18 protein-coding genes are annotated in these 16,277 nt (G+C 71.1%); 12 read left to right on the top strand and 6 right to left on the bottom strand.

Annotated features, from left to right (window positions below):
• Positions 1-3: 3 nt before the first annotated feature.
• Entirely contained in the window at positions 4-1,467 is a 1,464-nt protein-coding gene (locus ACGFK0_RS07230) for an aromatic amino acid ammonia-lyase (protein ID WP_392901360.1), read from the bottom strand.
• 158 nt (positions 1,468-1,625) lie between these two features.
• Between ACGFK0_RS07230 and ACGFK0_RS07235 the strand changes: the two genes are divergently transcribed.
• From ACGFK0_RS07235 to ACGFK0_RS07270, 8 genes are all read left to right on the top strand, one after another.
• A complete protein-coding gene (locus tag ACGFK0_RS07235; protein ID WP_392901362.1) occupies positions 1,626-2,756 on the top strand; it encodes an ABC transporter ATP-binding protein in 1,131 nt (376 codons plus the stop codon).
• On the top strand, positions 2,756-3,406 hold the full coding sequence (locus tag ACGFK0_RS07240; protein WP_184887271.1) for an ABC transporter permease: 651 nt from the start codon (positions 2,756-2,758) through the stop codon (positions 3,404-3,406). The genes ACGFK0_RS07235 and ACGFK0_RS07240 overlap by 1 nt, the downstream gene beginning before the upstream one ends.
• A gap of 55 nt (positions 3,407-3,461) precedes the next feature.
• Positions 3,462-4,148, top strand: coding sequence for an ABC transporter permease (locus ACGFK0_RS07245; protein WP_132047983.1), 687 nt, complete (start codon positions 3,462-3,464; stop codon positions 4,146-4,148).
• 23 nt (positions 4,149-4,171) lie between these two features.
• On the top strand, positions 4,172-5,092 hold the full coding sequence (locus ACGFK0_RS07250; protein WP_184887269.1) for an ABC transporter substrate-binding protein: 921 nt from the start codon (positions 4,172-4,174) through the stop codon (positions 5,090-5,092).
• Between the two features lie 104 nt (positions 5,093-5,196).
• Entirely contained in the window at positions 5,197-6,081 is an 885-nt protein-coding gene (locus ACGFK0_RS07255; protein ID WP_392901365.1) for an alpha/beta fold hydrolase, read from the top strand.
• Positions 6,082-6,185: 104 nt separating this feature from the next.
• Complete coding sequence (locus tag ACGFK0_RS07260) at positions 6,186-6,725, top strand: hypothetical protein (protein WP_184887265.1); 540 nt, start codon at positions 6,186-6,188, stop codon at positions 6,723-6,725.
• A 78-nt stretch (positions 6,726-6,803) separates the two neighbouring features.
• Positions 6,804-7,376, top strand: a complete 573-nt coding sequence (locus tag ACGFK0_RS07265) for a thioredoxin domain-containing protein (RefSeq protein ID WP_392901367.1) — start codon at positions 6,804-6,806, stop codon at positions 7,374-7,376.
• Positions 7,376-8,227 (top strand): cytochrome c biogenesis CcdA family protein, encoded by an 852-nt coding sequence (locus ACGFK0_RS07270; RefSeq protein ID WP_392901369.1) that lies wholly within the window; start codon positions 7,376-7,378, stop codon positions 8,225-8,227. Before ACGFK0_RS07265 ends, ACGFK0_RS07270 begins: the two co-directional genes overlap by 1 nt.
• Before the next feature lie 13 nt (positions 8,228-8,240).
• On the opposite strand, the gene ACGFK0_RS07275 is transcribed toward ACGFK0_RS07270, so the two are convergent.
• Positions 8,241-9,107, bottom strand: a complete 867-nt coding sequence (locus ACGFK0_RS07275; RefSeq protein WP_184887259.1) for an endonuclease/exonuclease/phosphatase family protein — start codon at positions 9,105-9,107, stop codon at positions 8,241-8,243.
• 1,041 nt (positions 9,108-10,148) lie between these two features.
• Here ACGFK0_RS07275 and ACGFK0_RS07280 point away from each other — a divergent pair.
• On the top strand, positions 10,149-11,471 hold the full coding sequence (locus ACGFK0_RS07280; protein WP_392901371.1) for a DUF222 domain-containing protein: 1,323 nt from the start codon (positions 10,149-10,151) through the stop codon (positions 11,469-11,471).
• A gap of 513 nt (positions 11,472-11,984) precedes the next feature.
• Here ACGFK0_RS07280 and ACGFK0_RS07285 read toward each other — a convergent pair.
• Entirely contained in the window at positions 11,985-12,179 is a 195-nt protein-coding gene (locus ACGFK0_RS07285; protein ID WP_392901373.1) for a DUF397 domain-containing protein, read from the bottom strand.
• Positions 12,180-12,284: 105 nt separating this feature from the next.
• Entirely contained in the window at positions 12,285-13,058 is a 774-nt protein-coding gene (locus ACGFK0_RS07290) for a helix-turn-helix domain-containing protein (protein ID WP_392901375.1), read from the bottom strand.
• A gap of 261 nt (positions 13,059-13,319) precedes the next feature.
• Between ACGFK0_RS07290 and ACGFK0_RS07295 the strand changes: the two genes are divergently transcribed.
• Positions 13,320-13,736: an ATP-binding protein gene (locus ACGFK0_RS07295; protein ID WP_392901377.1), complete on the top strand. Its 417-nt coding sequence runs from the start codon at positions 13,320-13,322 to the stop codon at positions 13,734-13,736.
• Positions 13,737-13,744: 8 nt separating this feature from the next.
• Here ACGFK0_RS07295 and ACGFK0_RS07300 read toward each other — a convergent pair whose 3' ends face one another.
• Positions 13,745-14,464 (bottom strand): hypothetical protein, encoded by a 720-nt coding sequence (locus tag ACGFK0_RS07300; RefSeq protein ID WP_392901379.1) that lies wholly within the window; start codon positions 14,462-14,464, stop codon positions 13,745-13,747.
• Positions 14,465-14,572: 108 nt separating this feature from the next.
• Entirely contained in the window at positions 14,573-15,304 is a 732-nt protein-coding gene (locus tag ACGFK0_RS07305) for a MerR family transcriptional regulator (protein ID WP_184887247.1), read from the bottom strand.
• A gap of 40 nt (positions 15,305-15,344) precedes the next feature.
• On the opposite strand from ACGFK0_RS07305, the gene ACGFK0_RS07310 reads away from it, so the two are divergent.
• Positions 15,345-15,815, top strand: coding sequence for a DUF6194 family protein (locus ACGFK0_RS07310; RefSeq protein WP_308428021.1), 471 nt, complete (start codon positions 15,345-15,347; stop codon positions 15,813-15,815).
• A 66-nt stretch (positions 15,816-15,881) separates the two neighbouring features.
• Positions 15,882-16,265, top strand: coding sequence for a helix-turn-helix domain-containing protein (locus tag ACGFK0_RS07315; RefSeq protein ID WP_184887245.1), 384 nt, complete (start codon positions 15,882-15,884; stop codon positions 16,263-16,265).
• The last annotated feature ends 12 nt before the right edge of the window (positions 16,266-16,277 follow it).

Consider the following 16,277-nt stretch of genomic DNA (forward strand, 5'->3'; position numbering starts at 1 on the left):
GGGTCAGGGATGGAGCCGGGCCAGCCCGGGCAGGAGGTCGGCGGCGGCGGCGATGTCGGTGTCCAGCGGCCGGTCCTCCACGCGCGGGTCGAGCACGGCGGCGGCCATGTCGTACGCCGACCGGAGCGGGCCGCCCGACGGCGCGCGTCCCTGCATCCGCAGCGCCCGCGCGGCGGCGACCAGCTCGCAGCCGAGTCCCAGCCGGTAGGCGGCGACGGCGTCGGTCGTCGCGCGGGCCGACTGGGTGGAGAAGCCCGCGTGCTCCTCGACGCCGCGCGACAGGACCGCGCTGCCGAGGGCCGCCGGGGTCGCGAGGCGGCGGACGTCGGCCAGGCACGAGTGCGCCACGTACTCCAGGATCATGATTCCCGAGGACGCCTCGGTGGCGCCCTGGAACGGGTACAGGCCGGTGAACGACGGCTCGGCGAGCGTTCCGAGTCGGGCGGCGGCGAGGGCCATCGTCTGGAACAGGGCGGCGCGGGCCGAGTCCAGGGCCAGGCCGACGTAGCCGGTGTGGAAGTTGCCGTTGTGCCAGGCCGTCCGCCCGGCGACGTCGATGAGCGGGTTCTCGGCCGCCGCGTTGATCTCGCGGGTGACGACCTGTTCGGCGTAGGAGCCGGCCTCCAGCGCGGGGCCGTGCACCTGCGGGAACGCCCGGTAGCCGTACGGGTCCTGGATGCGCATGGGCGCGGGCCGGTCGAAGGCGAGCAGCGCCCGCATCGCCGCCGCGGCCTCCTGCTGCCCCGGATGCGGGCACGCGTCCTGCACGGCCTGCGCGTACGGCTCCTCCGAGGCCCGCACGGCGAAGTGCGACAGCGCCGCGACGACGGTGGACGCGCGGAGCATCTCCCGCAGGTCGGCCGCCGCGAGCGCCGCCTCCCCGAGCGTGGCCGCGTTGGAGCTGATGAAGGCCAGCGCGTCGGGCGACCGCAGCCGGTACCCGGGGCCCCGCTCGGGGACGTCGTCCGGCTCCGCGAGCCAGGCCCGCTCGCCCAGCAGGCACAGCGCGGTCGAGGCCAGCGCCGTGAGGTCACCGGTGCCGATCGCCCCGTGCACCGGCACCGGAGGAAGAAGGCCAAGGTTGAGAACGTCCGCGAGGGCCTGCAGCACGCCCGGCTCGACACCCGAGCCGCCCGCCGCGATCTGGTTCAGCCGGACCGTCAGCATCGCCCGGACGATCTCCGGCGCGACCAGGGGGCCCGCGCCCGCCGCGTGGCTGCGCAGGAGCCGCAGGCCGTGCGCGTCGGCGTCCTCCCACTCCACGTCCACCACGCGGTTCGCGCCGACCCCCGTCGTCCGCCCGTACACCGGCTGCGACGCGGCGACCGCACCGGCCACCCGCCACGCCTCGCGGGCCCGTTCGGCGCCGCCGGGGGCTATGGCGATGATCACATCCTCGCGGGCGGCGCGGACGACCTGGGCGCAGGTGAGCGCGGTGCCGTCGATAACGATTCGGCTGTTCTCCACGCCGCGAGGCTACTTTCCCCGGATTCCAGGTAGGTAGGCTCCACATCCGATGTTCAGGACAAGCTGGGATTCTTCGCCGACCGTACCCTGTGGTTACGGTTGGGAAGAAGGCCGAATCGATCATCGGCGTCGCGGGCGCCCGACCAGGACGTGAATCCTTGATCACCTTTGAGGGCGTGACCAAGCGCTACCCCGGCGGCACCGTCGCCCTGGACGACGTCAGCCTCGACTGCCCCACCGGCCGCATCAGCGTGTTCGTCGGCACGTCCGGCGGCGGCAAGACCACCGCGCTGCGCACCATCAACCGGATGGTGGAGCCCACGTCCGGCCGCGTCCTCATCGACGGGCAGGACGTCCGCGAGCACAAGCCCGCCCGGCTGCGGCGCGGCATCGGCTACGTGATCCAGCACGCCGGGCTGTTCCCGCACCGCACCATCGAGGACAACATCGCGACCGTCCCGCACCTGCTGCGCTGGAACAAGAAGGAGGCGCGGACGCGGGCCCACGAGCTGATGGAGCGGGTCGGGCTCGAGCACTCGATGGCGCGGCGGTACCCGTTCCAGCTGTCCGGCGGCCAGCAGCAGCGCGTCGGCGTCGCGCGGGCCCTCGCCGCCGACCCGCCGATCATGCTGATGGACGAGCCGTTCAGCGCCGTCGACCCCGTCGTCCGCGCCGAACTCCAGGACGAGTTCCTGCGCCTCCAGGACGAACTGCACAAGACCATCGTGTTCGTCACCCACGACATCGACGAGGCCATCAAGCTCGGCGACCGCATCGCGGTGTTCCAGACCGGCGGCAAGCTCGTCCAGGTGGACAGCCCCGAGACGCTGCTGGCCCGTCCCGCGGACGACTTCGTCGCCGGGTTCATCGGCCACGACCGCGGCATCCGGCGGCTGTCGTTCATCCCCGCCTCCTCGGCGCCGCTGAGCGAACGGGACGTCCTGCCCGCCGACGCCCCCATCGAGCGGGCCCGCGACGCCGCCGGCGGATGGGTCCTGGTCGTGGACGCCGACCGGCGCCCGCTCGGCTGGGCCGCCGCGGCCGGCCTGCCCGCGTCCGGGGTCGTCGGCGACGCGTCCCTCGCGCCGATCGGGCACACCTTCGACGTCGCGGGCGACTCGGTCCGGGCCGCGCTCGACGCCGCGATCCTGTCGCCGTCCGGCCGCGCCGTCGGGGTGGACGCCGAGGGCCGCCTCGCGGGCGTCGCCGACCAGCAGGACCTGAGCACCGCCATCGCCCGCGCCGGCGCCGACCCGCGTCCTGCCGAGGCCGCCGAGGACGGTGGCTGATGGAGTTCGACTGGGACTGGATCGCCCGCAACACCGACTCGCTCGGCGAGCACGCCCTCGTCCACCTGCGGCTCGCGCTGCTGCCGGTGCTGTTCGGGCTGCTCATCGCGCTGCCGGTGGGGGTGCTGTGCCGCCGCTGGGGCTGGCTCTACCCGCCCGCGCTGACCATCGCGAACGTGTTCTACGCGATCCCGTCGCTGGCGCTGTTCATGATCTTCATCCAGTACACCGGGCTCACCGCGTCCACCGTCATGATCCCGCTGACGCTGTACAGCCTGTCGGTGCTCGTCCCGAACGTGGTGGACGGGCTGGCCTCGGTGTCCGACCCCGTCCGGCAGGCCGCGACGGCCATGGGGTTCGGCCCGCTGCGCCGCCTGCTGCGGGTCGAGCTGCCGATCGCCGTGCCCATCGTCATCGCTGGGACGCGCGTCGCCGCGGTCTCGTCCATCAGCCTCGTCGCGGTCGGGCAGCTGATCGGCCAGGGCGGGCTCGGCTACGACATCATCCGCGGCTACCAGCTGTCGTTCCCGACGCAGATCATCGCCGCCACCGTCCTGATCGTGCTGCTGGCGCTCGTCACCGACGCGATCCTGGTCACCGTCCAGCGGCTGCTCACCCCATGGGCGCGGGTGCGGGGGAAGGTCTCATGAACGAGCGAAGCGAGCGCGGGGGGTGTGGGGGGTCGTCCCCCCACGGGGAGGCAGCATGAACGACCTCTGGAACCAGATCGATCTGTTCTGGACGTGGCTGACCGCCTCCTCCCAGTGGGAGGGCGACGACGGCATCCCGCACCGGACGCTGGAGCACCTCTACTACACGGGGGTGGCGCTGTTCGCCGCCGCCGTGATCGGCCTCGCCCTCGGCCTGCTCGTCGGGCACACCGGCCGCGGCGGCTTCCTCGCGGTCAGCGTCGCCAACGTCGCGCGGGCGATCCCCACCTTCGGCCTGGTGCTGTTCATCGTCGTGATCGACTACAGCATCACGCCGGTGCTGGTCGCGCTGGTCGCGCTGGCCGTCCCGCCGATCCTGGTCAACACCTTCGAGGGCGTCCGCGGCGTGGACGCCGACGCCAAGGACGCCGCCCGCGGCATGGGCATGTCCGGCTGGGGCGTGCTGTGGCGGGCGGAGCTGCCGATGGCGCTGCCGCTGATCCTGCTGGGGCTGCGCACGTCCGCGATCCAGGTCGTCGCCACCGCGACCATCGCCGCCTACCCCGGTTTCGGCGGCCTCGGCCGCTACATCATCGACGGGCTGGCCCGCAACGACTACCAGCTCGTCGTCGGGGGCACCGTTCTGGTGGTGCTGCTCGCGCTGATCGTCCAGCTGATCTTCGCGGGCCTGCGCCGCCTCGTCGTCTCGCCGGGCCTGCTCGGCACCGCCCGTTCCTCCTGACCACCGAAACAGAGGAAAACGCAATGAAGAAACTGATCCGTGGCGCGGTCGTCGGCCTCGCGGCCGCGCTGGCCCTGTCGGCCTGCGGCGGCGGTGACTCCGGCGACGACAACCCCCTGGAGGGCGGCGGTGCGAGCGGCACCATCACCGTCGGCGGCGCCAACTTCCCGGAGAGCAACCTGCTCGCCGAGATCTACGCCCAGGCCCTGGAGGCCAAGGAGCTCAAGGTCACCCGCAAGTTCAACATCGGCGCCCGCGAGGTCTACTACGACCAGGTCGTCAAGGGCGGCATCAGCGTCATGCCGGAGTACAACGGCGCGCTGCTGACCACGTCCGTCGACGAGAACAGCAAGGCCGCCACCACCGAGGAGATCAACGCCGAGCTGAAGGCGAAGCTGCCGCAGTCGGTCGAGATCCTCGACTCGGCCGAGGCGGAGGACAAGGACTCCGTCACCGTCAACCCGCAGACGGCCGCCAAGCACGACCTCAAGTCCATCGCGGACCTCAAGGGCGTCGCGAACGAGCTCGTCATCGCCGGGCCGTCGGAGTTCGAGACCCGCCAGCAGGGCCTCAAGGGCCTCAAGGAGGCCTACGGGATCGAGTTCAAGGAGTTCCGGTCGTTCGACGCCGGCGCCCAGTCCACGCTGGTGAAGCTCCTCACCGAGAACAAGATCCAGGCCGCCGACCTGTTCACCACCGACCCGACGATCCAGGAGAACAAGCTGGTCGTCCTCGAAGACCCGGAGAACGTGTTCAGCGCGCAGAACGTCACGCCGCTGATCCACAAGGAGTCGGTGAACGAGACGGCGCGGGCGGCGCTCAACGCCATCTCCGCCAAGCTCACCACCCAGGACCTCCTCGACATGATGAAGCGCATCGTCATCGACAAGGACGACCAGGAGAAGGTCGCCGAGGACTGGCTGAAGAAGGCCGGCCTCAGCTGACGCACCCCCCGGAGCCCGCCGTCACCCCGGTGACGGCGGGCTCCGTCGTGTACGCCCGGAAAAGCATTGTGCGCTCGGCCTCGCCGGCGCCCATGATGGGGGTCATGGCTTATGTGCGGGCGCCCGAGCGGGCGGGCGAGATCGAACTGCCCGACGGCCGACTGCTCGGCTGGGCGGAATGGGGTCCGGAGGACGGCGTCCCGGTGCTGCTGTGCCCGGGGGCGGCGACCAGCCGCCGGCTCGGCTTCGGCCCGGAGGCGGTCGGCCCCCTCGGGGTGCGCCTCGTCTCCGCCGACCGGCCGGGCCTCGGCGCGTCGACCCCGTCGCCCGGCAGGACCTTCGCTGGCTTCGCCGCGGACATGAGCGACCTCGCCGCCCTGCGCGGGCTGGCGGACCCCGTCCTGGTCGGCAACTCGCAGGGCGCCCCGTTCGCGCTCGCCTGCGCCGCCGAGGGGGTCGGCTCGGCGGTCGCGATCGTCTCCGGGGCCGACGAGGTGGCCGCACCGGAGTTCGCGTCCGCGCTCCCGGGCGAGCTGCGCGGCCTGGTCGACCGTGTCGCCTCAGATCGCGCGGGTGCCGAGCTGTTCTTCCGCGGGCTGGGCCCCGACGCGCTGTGGAGCATGGTCATGGACGCGAGCCCGCCCTCGGACCTCCGCGTCTACCGGGACCCGTACTTCATGGCGGGATACCGGCGGGCTCTGGACGAAGCGTTCGTGCAGGGCCCGGACGGTTACGCCCGCGACACCGTGCTGGCGATGGGCCGCTGGCCGTTCGACCTCGGCGGTATCGGCGTCCCGGTCGACCTCTGGTACGGCGAGGAGGACACGGGCCATTCACCCGACAACGGCAGGACCCTCGCGGCGCGCATTCCCGGCGCCCGCCTCCACACGGTCCCCGCGGTCGGCGGCGCCGTGCTGTGGAAGCACCCCACCAGCATCCTCCGCACCGCCCTGGCGCACCGGGCACGGCACCCCGGCGGCGACGCCTAGGCGCGGAGCGCCCGGGGGCCGAGCCGGTCCGCGACGCGCCGCCTCCTACGATCATGGCGTGGCCGGCGCCCGGCGAGGCGTGGCGGACCGGCGAGGGAGGACGAATGATCCGATTGCACGTCGGCATGCCCCGGTCGATGCGGGTCGTCTGGCTCGGATGCCTGGTCCCTCTGATCGCCCTGGCGAACCTGATGCTCGGCGCCCTCGGCTGGATGTTCCTCACCTCGTCGGAGGTGCCGGGCGTAGGCGCTTTCTTCCTGCTCATGCTCCTGCTGATCGACGTCCTGGTCGTCCTCACGCTGGCCCTGCAGTACCGCAACGCGTACTGGCTGGACGGCAGGGTCCTCGTCCGGCGCCTGCTCTTCGGCCGCAGGACGTACGATCTCCGGGCCGCCCATGTCGCCGCGGAGACCGCCACGCCGGTCTGGACGAACTGGCGCGGAGGCGTCCTGCCCCGCCTGGTCGTGCGGGCACCCGGCACCGCGCCGGCACGGATCTGGTTGCGCGACCCGTCCCGCGGCGGTGCGCTCCTGCCGCCCGACCAGCTCGCGGCACTGGCCCGGGCCATCGACCCGGACCTCCGGCATCCCGTGGCCCGGAGGCTGTGGGAACTCGCCTCCGATCCGCTCCGCGGCGTCGTCTGACCCGGCCGGCCACCCGCCGGAGCGGACTTCATCGCTTCGTAAGGAATGGCGGCGCCTCCGGCCGTTAGCGTGATGGGCATGAAGAAGGCGATCGTGACGATGGCCGGTGCCGCGCTGCTCGTGGCCGGATGCGGTGGTGGCGGCGAGGCGACGAGCGCCGTCGAATCGCCGAGCGAGGCACCCGCGAGTCCCGGCGCGCAGAGTTCTGGCGCGCAGAGTCCCGGCGCGCAGGGCCGCGACGTCCCCGAGGCGCTGCGGTTCAAGGGCGAGACGCTGGCCGGCGAGCAGTTCGACGGGGCGGCCCTGGCAGGCAGGCCGGCCGTGTTCTGGTTCTGGGCGCCATGGTGCTCCAAATGCCAGTCTGAGGGCCCCAACGTGGCCAAGGCGGCCGAGAAGTATGGGGACGAGGTCTCCTTCGTCGGCATCGGGGGCCTGGAGAAGGACAAGGGCCGGCTGCGGGACTTCGTCTCCCGGACCGGCACCGGGAACCTCACCCACCTGGACGACCGGACCGGCAGCCTGTACTCCCACTTCAAGGTGACCTCCCAGTCCTCGTTCCTGTTCATGGCGCCCGACGGCAAGACGAGCAAGGACTCCGGACCGCTGGACGAGGACGAGCTGAGCCGCCACGTCGACGGCCTGCTCGGCTGATGGAGCGGATCTCGCTCGCCCTGGCCGCCGGGCTGGTCGCGGCGTTCAACCCGTGCGGTTTCGCGCTGCTGCCCTCCTACCTGACGCTGCTGGTCGCGACGCCGGGGGCGGGCGGGGTGTGGCGGGCGTTGCGGCTCTCGGCCGCGGTGACCGCGGGGTTCGTCACCGTCTTCGGCGCGTTCGGCCTGCTCATCTCCGTTCTGACGACCTCGGTCCAGGAGTACCTGCCCTGGCTCACCATCGTCATCGGCCTGGCCCTGGCCGTGCTCGGCGGGTGGCTGCTGACCGGGCGGGAACTGCTGGTCCGCCTGCCCCGCGTCCAGGCGGGCGGCCTGACGGGTTCACTGGCGGGACTGTACGGATACGGCGTCTCGTACGCCGTCGCCTCCCTGTCGTGCACGATCGCGCCGTTCCTGGCCGTCACCGGGCTGGTGTCCGGCGGCACGGGCATCGCGGCCGGACTCGCGGCGTTCGCCGCGTACGGCATCGGCATGGGCTTGGTCGTCGGGCTTCTGTCGATGCTGGTGGCGCTGGCACGCGAGGCGGCCGTGGCGCGCACCCGCCGGATACTGCCGCACGTCTCCCGCGTCAGCGGCGCCTTCCTCCTCCCGGCCGGGCTCTACGTCACCTACTACGGCTGGTACGAGACACGCCTCAATGCGGGGGCCTCGGCCGACTCCACGGTCGTGGACACCGCCACCGAGGTCCAGGGCGCGCTCACGACCTGGCTGGACCAGCTCGGCGTCTGGTGGATCGCCGCCGTCTTCACCGCCCTCGTGGCCGCGACCCTGGCGGCGCACCGGCTGCGGCGCCACCGTACGGCGTCCGGCAAGGACGCCGCGCGACGGTGACACGGCACGTGACTCAGCCGATCCGGAGATGCGCGACGACGGGGAGGTGGTCGGAGGGGTAGAGCCCGCCGCCCCGGTACGGGTCGATCTCGGCCCACGACGTCCGCACCTGCCCCCGCGCCAGGATCCAGTCCAGCCGCCGGCCGCCCCGTTTCGGTGGACGCCACCGTCCGAGGGTGCCGTACTCGGTGCCGCGTTTCCGGGCCGTCGTCCATGTGTCGTGGAACGCGTCCGCTCCGGTGAGGACGGTGTACTCGGGCGACGTCCCGGCGGCGGAGTTGAAGTCCCCGGTCAGCACCACCGGGACGCCCGCCTGGAACCCGCGGACGCGGCGCAGGATCAGCTCGGCGCTCTTCACCCTCGACTCCGCCGACCCGTTGTCCAGATGCGTGTTGACGTGGTGGAAGACCACGCCGGTGCGCCGATCGCGGAACTTGGCCCAGGTCACCATCCGCACGTACCGGTTCCCCCAGCTCGCGGAACCGATGGCGTCGGGGGTGTCGGACAGCCAGAAGTGGTCGAAGTCCAGCACCTCGAACCGCTTGCCGTAGAAGATCGCCAGGATCTGGTCCTTGGTGCCGCCCTGGGTGCCGAGCCCGATCCACCGGTGGTCCGGCAGCATTCGGGCGAGGTCGCGGATCTGGTGCCACCGCCCCTCCTGGACGCCCAGCAGGTCGGGATCATGACGGCCGAGGAGACGCTCGACCAGCTTCCGCCGGGTGCGCCAGTCCCGTGGCGGCGGATCGTTGACCCCCCGCACGTTGTAGGTCATCACCCGCACGGTCGCGTCGCCCCGCGCCGGCTCGGCCACCACGAACCCCGAGACGAGCAGTAGCGCCCCGGCGGCGACCACCGCCCAGAACCACCGACGCCCGCCCATCACACTCCCGCCGCGGAACCCGGACCGAGACCCCACACCCTTCGAACATCCCCGCCCGAACCGAATCGATCAAGACCACCCACAGCAATCCCCGCCCTACCGCCATAGATCGCGCTTCCCGTCCCGGCGCTCCGGGCCGGTGAACGGTCATGAAGCCGCCAAGAAGTAAACCCGAAGCGGGCCGATGCTTGACTCGCCGTGTCAGTGGATGGTGCAGCCGATGCTCCACCTCAGCGGGAAAGGAAGCACCGGTATGAATGGAAAGAAGCCGACGGCCCTGACAAGGCAGCGGATGCTCGCACCGGCCGGAGCTGCCGCCGCCGCGGCGGGCCTGGCGATGGCCGGCCCCGCCTCCGCCGACCTGCACACCCCGCCCGCGCAGGATGCAGCGCGGAACCAGGCGGAGGAACCAGGTGTGGCTGGGGTCGTCTCTGTCGCCCTGGTCTCGCCGGCCTGTGTGCCTGATGCTCGCCAGCCCGGCCCGGCCCTGAAGTGAGAGCCGCCTCGCTCCCAGATTCTGGACACTCCCGAGATTCGGGATTTCGGCGCGGTGCCAGCGGTGGTTCTGTGGCCCTTTGGGGTTGCGGCGATCTTTTATCGGAATGGTGTGGTTGCGGTGGGTGCCTGGCTGAGGTGGCCCCTGGCAAGTTGGGTGCGCAATGGTGCGGGTTGCTGTCGGTTGACGTCACTTCGGCTGGGCTCGCCGGTCGGTGGTAGGCGACTGTGTTGAGTTTTGTGCAGGGTTCTGAAGTGAGGTTCCCATGTTGCGCTCGGTTCGGACTGTGCGGGTTGTGGTCACTTTGCGACAAATCTGCTGCCAGTGGGAGCGGTAACCGGTCCGCCGGGTCGAGGTGGTCGGTCGAGGTGGATGCTTCAGGAAGGAAGTGGCGAGTGCGTTTCGATCATGGCATGTGGCTTCGCGGGCGCTCAAGCGGGTGCCGAATTCTGCTCGGTATTCTGGCTTTCGGACTATCTTGAAGGTCTAATTATTTTCACCTTGATGTGGCGTCACTCGTTGTAATTGTTCGATATGATTGAGTCATGTGTTCGACTGAAATCGATGTGGCCTCGATGTCCACCAGTGAGTTGGTGGACGCGGCGGCGACGATCGCGGCCGAACTCGCTCAACGTGATGCGCCCGACTCTGCGGCCGTATGCATGCGGGCCACCGAAACCCTGGCTCGTGCCAACGACCTGCACGAAAGCGCCCTCGCCACGCTGATCGCCCGAGTCGATGCGGCGGGGGAGATGCGCCGCTGGGGGTACCCGTCCGTCCGCAGTTGGCTGCGTTCCCGCCTCGGCATGCGCGAGGCCCGCGCCAAGGAGCGCATCAACCTGGCCCGGCAACGTCACCGAATCGGCGAGGTCGCCAGGCGACTCGCCCGCGGCGACATCTCCTACGGGTACGCCGCCACCATCGCCTCCGCCGTCACGCGACTGGACGATGACGACTGTGCCACCGCCCAGGACATCCTCCTCGACCTGGCCGGGCAGGGCTTCTCCGCTGGAAAGGTCGCCGCCTTCGGCAGCCGGATCACCGATCTGATCGCCGAACGCGACGGCACGGAGAAGCCCGATCCCGACAGTCGGCGCGGCTACGAGCTGTCCTGGATCGACTCCACCCGCTCACTGGACGGTGGCCGCTACGTCAAGGGCTGGTTGAACGCCGAAGACGCCGCCGTCTGGGACGGGACCCTTGCGCCCCTCGCCAAACCGGCCGGGACCGAGGACCAGCGCGACCTGTCAGAGCGGACGGCGGCAGCTCTGACGAACGTGCTCGCCGGGGGCCACAAGGCCACCAAGGTCACCGTCATCTGCGATCTGGACACCCTGACCGGCGGCACCGCGCCCGCCCGCCTCACCGACGGCACCCCGATCCCCGCCGAGCAGGCCCGCCGGATCGCCCTGAACGCCGGGGTGGCGCCACTTCTTCTGGGGCGCGGCCACATCCCCCTCTACCTCGGGCGCCGCGTCCGCTTCGCCACCCCGGCTCAACGCCAGGTACTGGAAGCCCTCAACCCGAGCTGCGCGGTCCAGGGCTGTGAGGTCCCCGGTCCGCTCTGCGAAGTCGACCACGTCAACGGCTGGGCCATGGGCAACGGCCGCACCGACATCGACGAACTGGCCCTCACCTGCGGGTTCCACAACCGTTTCAAGGCCACCAACCCCGAGCACGTCCACATCGCCAAGGACGGCGACGGACGCTACACCTACCGCATCCGGCCGCCGAGCGATACGCCCCCGTCGCCGCCGACGCCCGCCACCGACCTGTGGAACCCCACCACGAAGCATCGAGTCCGGCCCCGGCCCCGTCGGCTCCACCCCAACCCGACCCGCGGCCGACGCCAGGCAGCCGGCCCCTGACCGGGGCAGATGCCCCCATAGCCCCCCATGGACATCAAGCCATCCCGATGGGAGCCCGGTCGGTCGGCGGGTGATGATCTGTAGACCCCGCGGTCGACGTGGTGCTCGTGGCACCTGATGGCCTCTCGCCGGGTATTGCCCCCGCCCACCCGCCGACCGCACGCGAAACCCGCTTCGGGCAGGTCAGCGCTATATTGCTGTGCTGCACACCTCCGGGGACGGAATATGCATGGACGAATATGCATGGACCTAGTTCGTATACCCGTGATCGTGGCTTGCGGCGCGGTGTTCGCGGCGATTGTTGTGATCACCCTGGCGTTCGCCGTCCGTCAGGACTTGCACGACGACGGTGTCGTCGCGGCTGCCGAGACGTCCCGGGTCAGTCGGCCCTCTTCGACGCCGCTCACTCCCTGTGAGTCCGATGTGAACCACATGTTCATGCGATACGTCTCCGCCCCAAGATCCGGTACTGGTGCGAACGGTACGGCGGATGAGGCCCGGCCGAGCTGCTCGCTACAGCCTCGCGGAGCGGAGGGCCTGCATGAAGGCACCCCACTCGCGGGGTGAGAAGTCCAAGACGGGACTCGAGTCGCCTTGCCTGCTGTCCCGTACGCCGATGGTCCCGTGGTCAGAAACGGCGACTTCAAGGCAGGCGCCGTTGGCTTCGCTGATCCGGGACTTGCGCCAAGTGCCGTACTGAGGGGTCATGGGGAGGGATCGATCCTTTTCTCAAGGCCGTCGGCCGCGTCTTCCAGCAAGCTGAGGCTTGCGGTACCCGAGAGCGCAGCCTGCCGAAGATACTCGTACCGTTGGTTATATCGCATCACCTCCTCTGGCTCGGGTGTGCACGATGTCCGTGCTAACCGTGTCAACCACTGCGATAAGTGGATCGACTGAATCCTTGAAGTCGAAGAGGAAGAAGGCCGACTTGGGCAGCAGGCGGCCGGTGAAATCAGCCGCGACGGGCAGCATGAGCACCGTGACGTACGGGTGGCGGGCAGCGGTTTCGATCAGCGATCGAAGCTGGGCGAGCATGATCTGCGGCTGTGCCGTCGGGCGGCGCACGACGACTTCGTCCAGGATGACCTCATAGCGCGGACCTCCAGCACCGAGCACATGCGCCCGACGCCGGAGCCGAGCCTCGATGAGGCGGTCGGCGACGAAGCCGCGCTCTCCCTCCGCCTCGGCCATCTCGATCATGAACTGGATGAAGTCGGGTGTCTGGAGGACTCCGGGGATGGTGAACTGGTTGTACTCGCGGATGGTCGCGGCGCCGGATTCGAGGTCGGCGTACATGCGCTGGCGGGCGCCCATGGCGTCGCCGTAGGCGTCCCACCAGCCGCGGTCGGCGGCGTCGCAGGCGATCTCGAAGATGGCGTCGAACCTCTCGCCGGTGACGCCGAGGACCTTCATGATCTTCACGATGTCGCGGACGTCGGGGCGGCAGCGGGCGTTCTCCAGTTTGGACACCGTCATGCGGGAGCGGTAGATGCGGCGGGCCAGTTCGTCGGCCGTAATTCCGTTCTGCTCGCGGAGGGTGCGCAGTTCGGCGGCGAGGCGGCGCCGGCGGACGAACGGGCTGGTCACCGGAGACCTCCGTGCTCAGGCGGGGGCGCTGACCGGGGGATCAGCGTTGTCGACTCTGTGTTATCACGTGATCGCCGAGCGTGTCATCGAAGGTCTTCCGCTCGAACGTTCCGTTCGTTTACGTAAACGGGCGTGCGCGTTCGCCCTGAAGGCGTGCCGAAGCCTCAGGCGGGCCGCTGTGCTGCTGCTTTTCCGTCCTGTGGTCGCTCGGTTACTGAAGATGGAACGGCCGAAGAACACGTCGTCCCCGAGAGGTGATCAATGCTCCTCGCCGTTTCCGCCCCCGCAAAGCCGGAGGCGCCGATGTACTGGCGGCGCGAGTTCCGGGGAAAGCCGGAACAGGCCCGGTTCGTCCGGGCGTTCGCCGCTCACCTGCTGGCCGACTTCCCGGCGCTGGACGACGTCCTCCTCGTCCTGGACGAGTTGGCCGTCAACGCGATCCGGCACACCGCCTCGGGTCGCCCCGGCGGCCGGTTCACCGTGGACATCAGCATGGACGTGGCAGGCGTCATCGTCTACGTCACCGACCAGGGCGGGCCGGGGGAGCCCCGCCTCCGCAACCTGGCCGAGCTCGCGGAGGGCGGTCGTGGACTCCTCACGGTGGACGCCCTCGCAGCCACCTGGTCCTGGACCGGCACGCCAGAGGCCCGCACCGTTCGCGCCACCTTCCCGGCCTGACGCGTGGCCTATTGCTCGGGTCTCTCGTCCTTCCTCACCGGCACCTGTCCCAGGGTTCGGACGTACTGGCGGCGCTTCTCCTCCTTCACCACGACGCCGAGGTGCGCCAGTTCCTCGCGGAGCAGCCGCGCGTCGTCCTCGTTGTCGTCTTCCAGTGAGTTCTGGCGGGCCTTGAGGAGGGCGTTCGCCCCTTCGGACAGGCCGGGAAGGTCGGGGACCCAGAGGCGGAACTCGTGCGCGTACGGATCGGCGTCCGCCCACCGGTAGCCGTGCTCGGCGACCGTCGCGGCGACTCGGCCGAAGTCCAGCCCGCTCTCGACGCGGGCGAGTTCGCCGCCGTCGGTGCCGAGCACGACCAGCTTGCCGCCGTCCCGGCAGATGATGGCGATGTCCTCGCGGGAGAGCCGCTGCTCGTGCCCCTTGCGGGTGAGCACGACATGGTCCTTGTACAGGCGGATCACCAGCTGCTCGTACTGGGCGATGAGTCCCACCACGAGCCCCGCCAGGGCACCCAGGACGGGCAGCACCACGCCGGGGATCATGTCGACCAGCCGGGCGGGACCCTTCATCGGCGCGTAGGGCAGCGACACCAGCCACTCCGCCAGGAGACCGAGGAGCCAGCCGGCGGCCGCCCCCAGCAACGCGGCGACGACGTACACGGCCGCCGTACTCCAGGCGGGCTCCCGCAGCACCGCGGGCCGGTCGTGCTCCTCGGATGACTTGCTCACTTCCGCGCTCCTCCTCGCTCTCCAAGTGGAGTGTCGCGTTTCCGCGACCGCACCCACGAGAGCCCGAGGACGAATCCCGACCGACCAAGGTCGACGGTCGGACCGCCTTCAGTCGATGCCACCGGTTGCGGAGTCGGTGATGATCTCGGCCAGGTCGGTGCCGGCCCTCAACAGGGCTCGTGTGCGGTGGGTGATCGCTTCTACGCGGGCGTCCAGGGTGCGGAGCGGGTCGTCCAGGTCGTGCACGCGGCGGACGGCGGCCATCGTCCGCTGGACGTCGGGGACGCGGTAGCCCGCCGCCCTCAGCACCGCGGTGATCCGGGCTTCGCGGATCGCCGGGAGCGGGTAGCGGCGGGCGGAGCCGGCCCGGGCCGCCACCCGCTCCGGCCGGACGAGGCCCGCCTTCTCCCAGAACCGGAGCGCCGAGGCGCGGACGCCGAGGGCCTCGGCCAGCTCGGTGATCGTCATCGAGTCCCCGGCGGCCGGTGCCGCGTCGGCCGCCGCCTCCGCGCGGATCATCTCCAGCGCCTCCCGCGCGGCGAGCGCGTCGTCCCGCTCGCGGTTCAGGGCGATGTGGAACGAGCTCACCAGGGCGGCCGCCTCGCCGGGCGGCAGCGCGCGGATCTCGCGCATGGCGTGGCGGGCGCGGACCGGCCCCACGGCGGTGGCGAGTTCGCGGTACGCGCGCAGGTCCCGCACGTGGCGCCGGGAGAACCGCCGGTACCCGTTCGCCGCCCGGGGCGCCCGCGGGATGACGCCCAGTGCCTCAAGGTCGCGGATCTGCTGCGCGGAGTACCCCGAGGCCGCCGAAAGCGCGGCCGTGCCGAGCCCTTCGCCCACCGCAAACCCTCCGTCAGCACTTCAACCTCACACTTCAAGCATGAGTATGGAGGAACTGCTGGAGACGATCCGTGCGTTCGTCGGCGTCCACGAACTCGCGCCCACGGAAGGCGATGGAGGCCCCGAGATCGCGTGGGGGGATCACTTCTTCTACTACGCCCCCGACGGCACGGTCCCGGTCCGGGCGCAGCCCTACGCCACCATCGTGACCAAGGACTACCCCGGCGACGCCCTGTCCGGCCTCGGCCCGGCGGGACGGTGGCGGGTCAACGTCCACGTCGGCCGCGCCCGGTACACCGAGCTCACCGGTGCGGAGCCGGGCCGCGAACCGGCGCCGCGGGACTTCGGCGCCGCCGACGTGATCCTCCCGCACCCCGTCTACGGGGCGCTCGGCTGGATCGCCGTCGTCGTCCCGGGCGAGAGGACCGGGCCGACCGTGGTCGCCCTGCTGCGCGAGGCCCATGAGAACGCGCGGGACCGTGCCGCCCGGCGCGCCGGCGAGGCGCCCTAGGAGGCGGCCGTTCTGCGGTGGGCGGAATGGCCGGGACATCGCGGGACGGCCGATTTACGATGAGGCATGGCTGAGATCGTCCGACCGTTCCCGCCCGCCGACGACACGCCGCCCGAGCCGGGCGGGCCCGGCCAGGAGCCGCTGTGGCGCGAGGCGCTCGGCGAATGCCTGCGGCGCCTGCGCACCGAGCGCGGCGAGATCCTGGTCGAGACCGCCCGCCGGGCCGGGGTCTCCCCGCAGTACCTCTCCGAGATGGAGCGCGGGGTCAAGGAGCCGTCGAGCGAGATGATCGCCGCGGTCGCCGGCGCCCTCGACGTGACGCTCGCCGACCTGACCCTCGCCGTCGCGACGACCCTCCTCGGCGCCCCGGTCGGCGCCCCGGTCGGCGCCCCGGTCAGCGCCCCGGTCAGCGCGCCGGCCGGGCCGACCGCCTACGCGCTGGCCGCGTGACGGTACGCCCCG

It is taken from the genome of Spirillospora sp. NPDC048823 (genome assembly GCF_043198445.1).
In the GTDB taxonomy this organism is placed as follows: domain Bacteria; phylum Actinomycetota; class Actinomycetes; order Streptosporangiales; family Streptosporangiaceae; genus Spirillospora.

Bases quoted from the DNA above. Each gene is read 5' to 3' on its own strand.
- ACGFK0_RS07240 (WP_184887271.1), top strand. From the start codon at position 2,756: ATGGAGTTCGACTGGGACTGGATCGCCCGCAACACCGACTCGCTCGGC.
- ACGFK0_RS07245 (WP_132047983.1), top strand. From the start codon at position 3,462: ATGAACGACCTCTGGAACCAGATCGATCTGTTCTGGACGTGGCTGACC.
- ACGFK0_RS07250 (WP_184887269.1), top strand. From the start codon at position 4,172: ATGAAGAAACTGATCCGTGGCGCGGTCGTCGGCCTCGCGGCCGCGCTG.
- ACGFK0_RS07255 (WP_392901365.1), top strand. From the start codon at position 5,197: ATGGCTTATGTGCGGGCGCCCGAGCGGGCGGGCGAGATCGAACTGCCC.
- ACGFK0_RS07260 (WP_184887265.1), top strand. From the start codon at position 6,186: ATGATCCGATTGCACGTCGGCATGCCCCGGTCGATGCGGGTCGTCTGG.
- ACGFK0_RS07265 (WP_392901367.1), top strand. From the start codon at position 6,804: ATGAAGAAGGCGATCGTGACGATGGCCGGTGCCGCGCTGCTCGTGGCC.
- ACGFK0_RS07270 (WP_392901369.1), top strand. From the start codon at position 7,376: ATGGAGCGGATCTCGCTCGCCCTGGCCGCCGGGCTGGTCGCGGCGTTC.
- ACGFK0_RS07275 (WP_184887259.1), bottom strand. From the start codon at position 9,107: ATGGGCGGGCGTCGGTGGTTCTGGGCGGTGGTCGCCGCCGGGGCGCTA.
- ACGFK0_RS07280 (WP_392901371.1), top strand. From the start codon at position 10,149: ATGTGTTCGACTGAAATCGATGTGGCCTCGATGTCCACCAGTGAGTTG.
- ACGFK0_RS07285 (WP_392901373.1), bottom strand. From the start codon at position 12,179: ATGACCCCTCAGTACGGCACTTGGCGCAAGTCCCGGATCAGCGAAGCC.
- ACGFK0_RS07295 (WP_392901377.1), top strand. From the start codon at position 13,320: ATGCTCCTCGCCGTTTCCGCCCCCGCAAAGCCGGAGGCGCCGATGTAC.
- ACGFK0_RS07310 (WP_308428021.1), top strand. From the start codon at position 15,345: ATGAGTATGGAGGAACTGCTGGAGACGATCCGTGCGTTCGTCGGCGTC.
- ACGFK0_RS07315 (WP_184887245.1), top strand. From the start codon at position 15,882: ATGGCTGAGATCGTCCGACCGTTCCCGCCCGCCGACGACACGCCGCCC.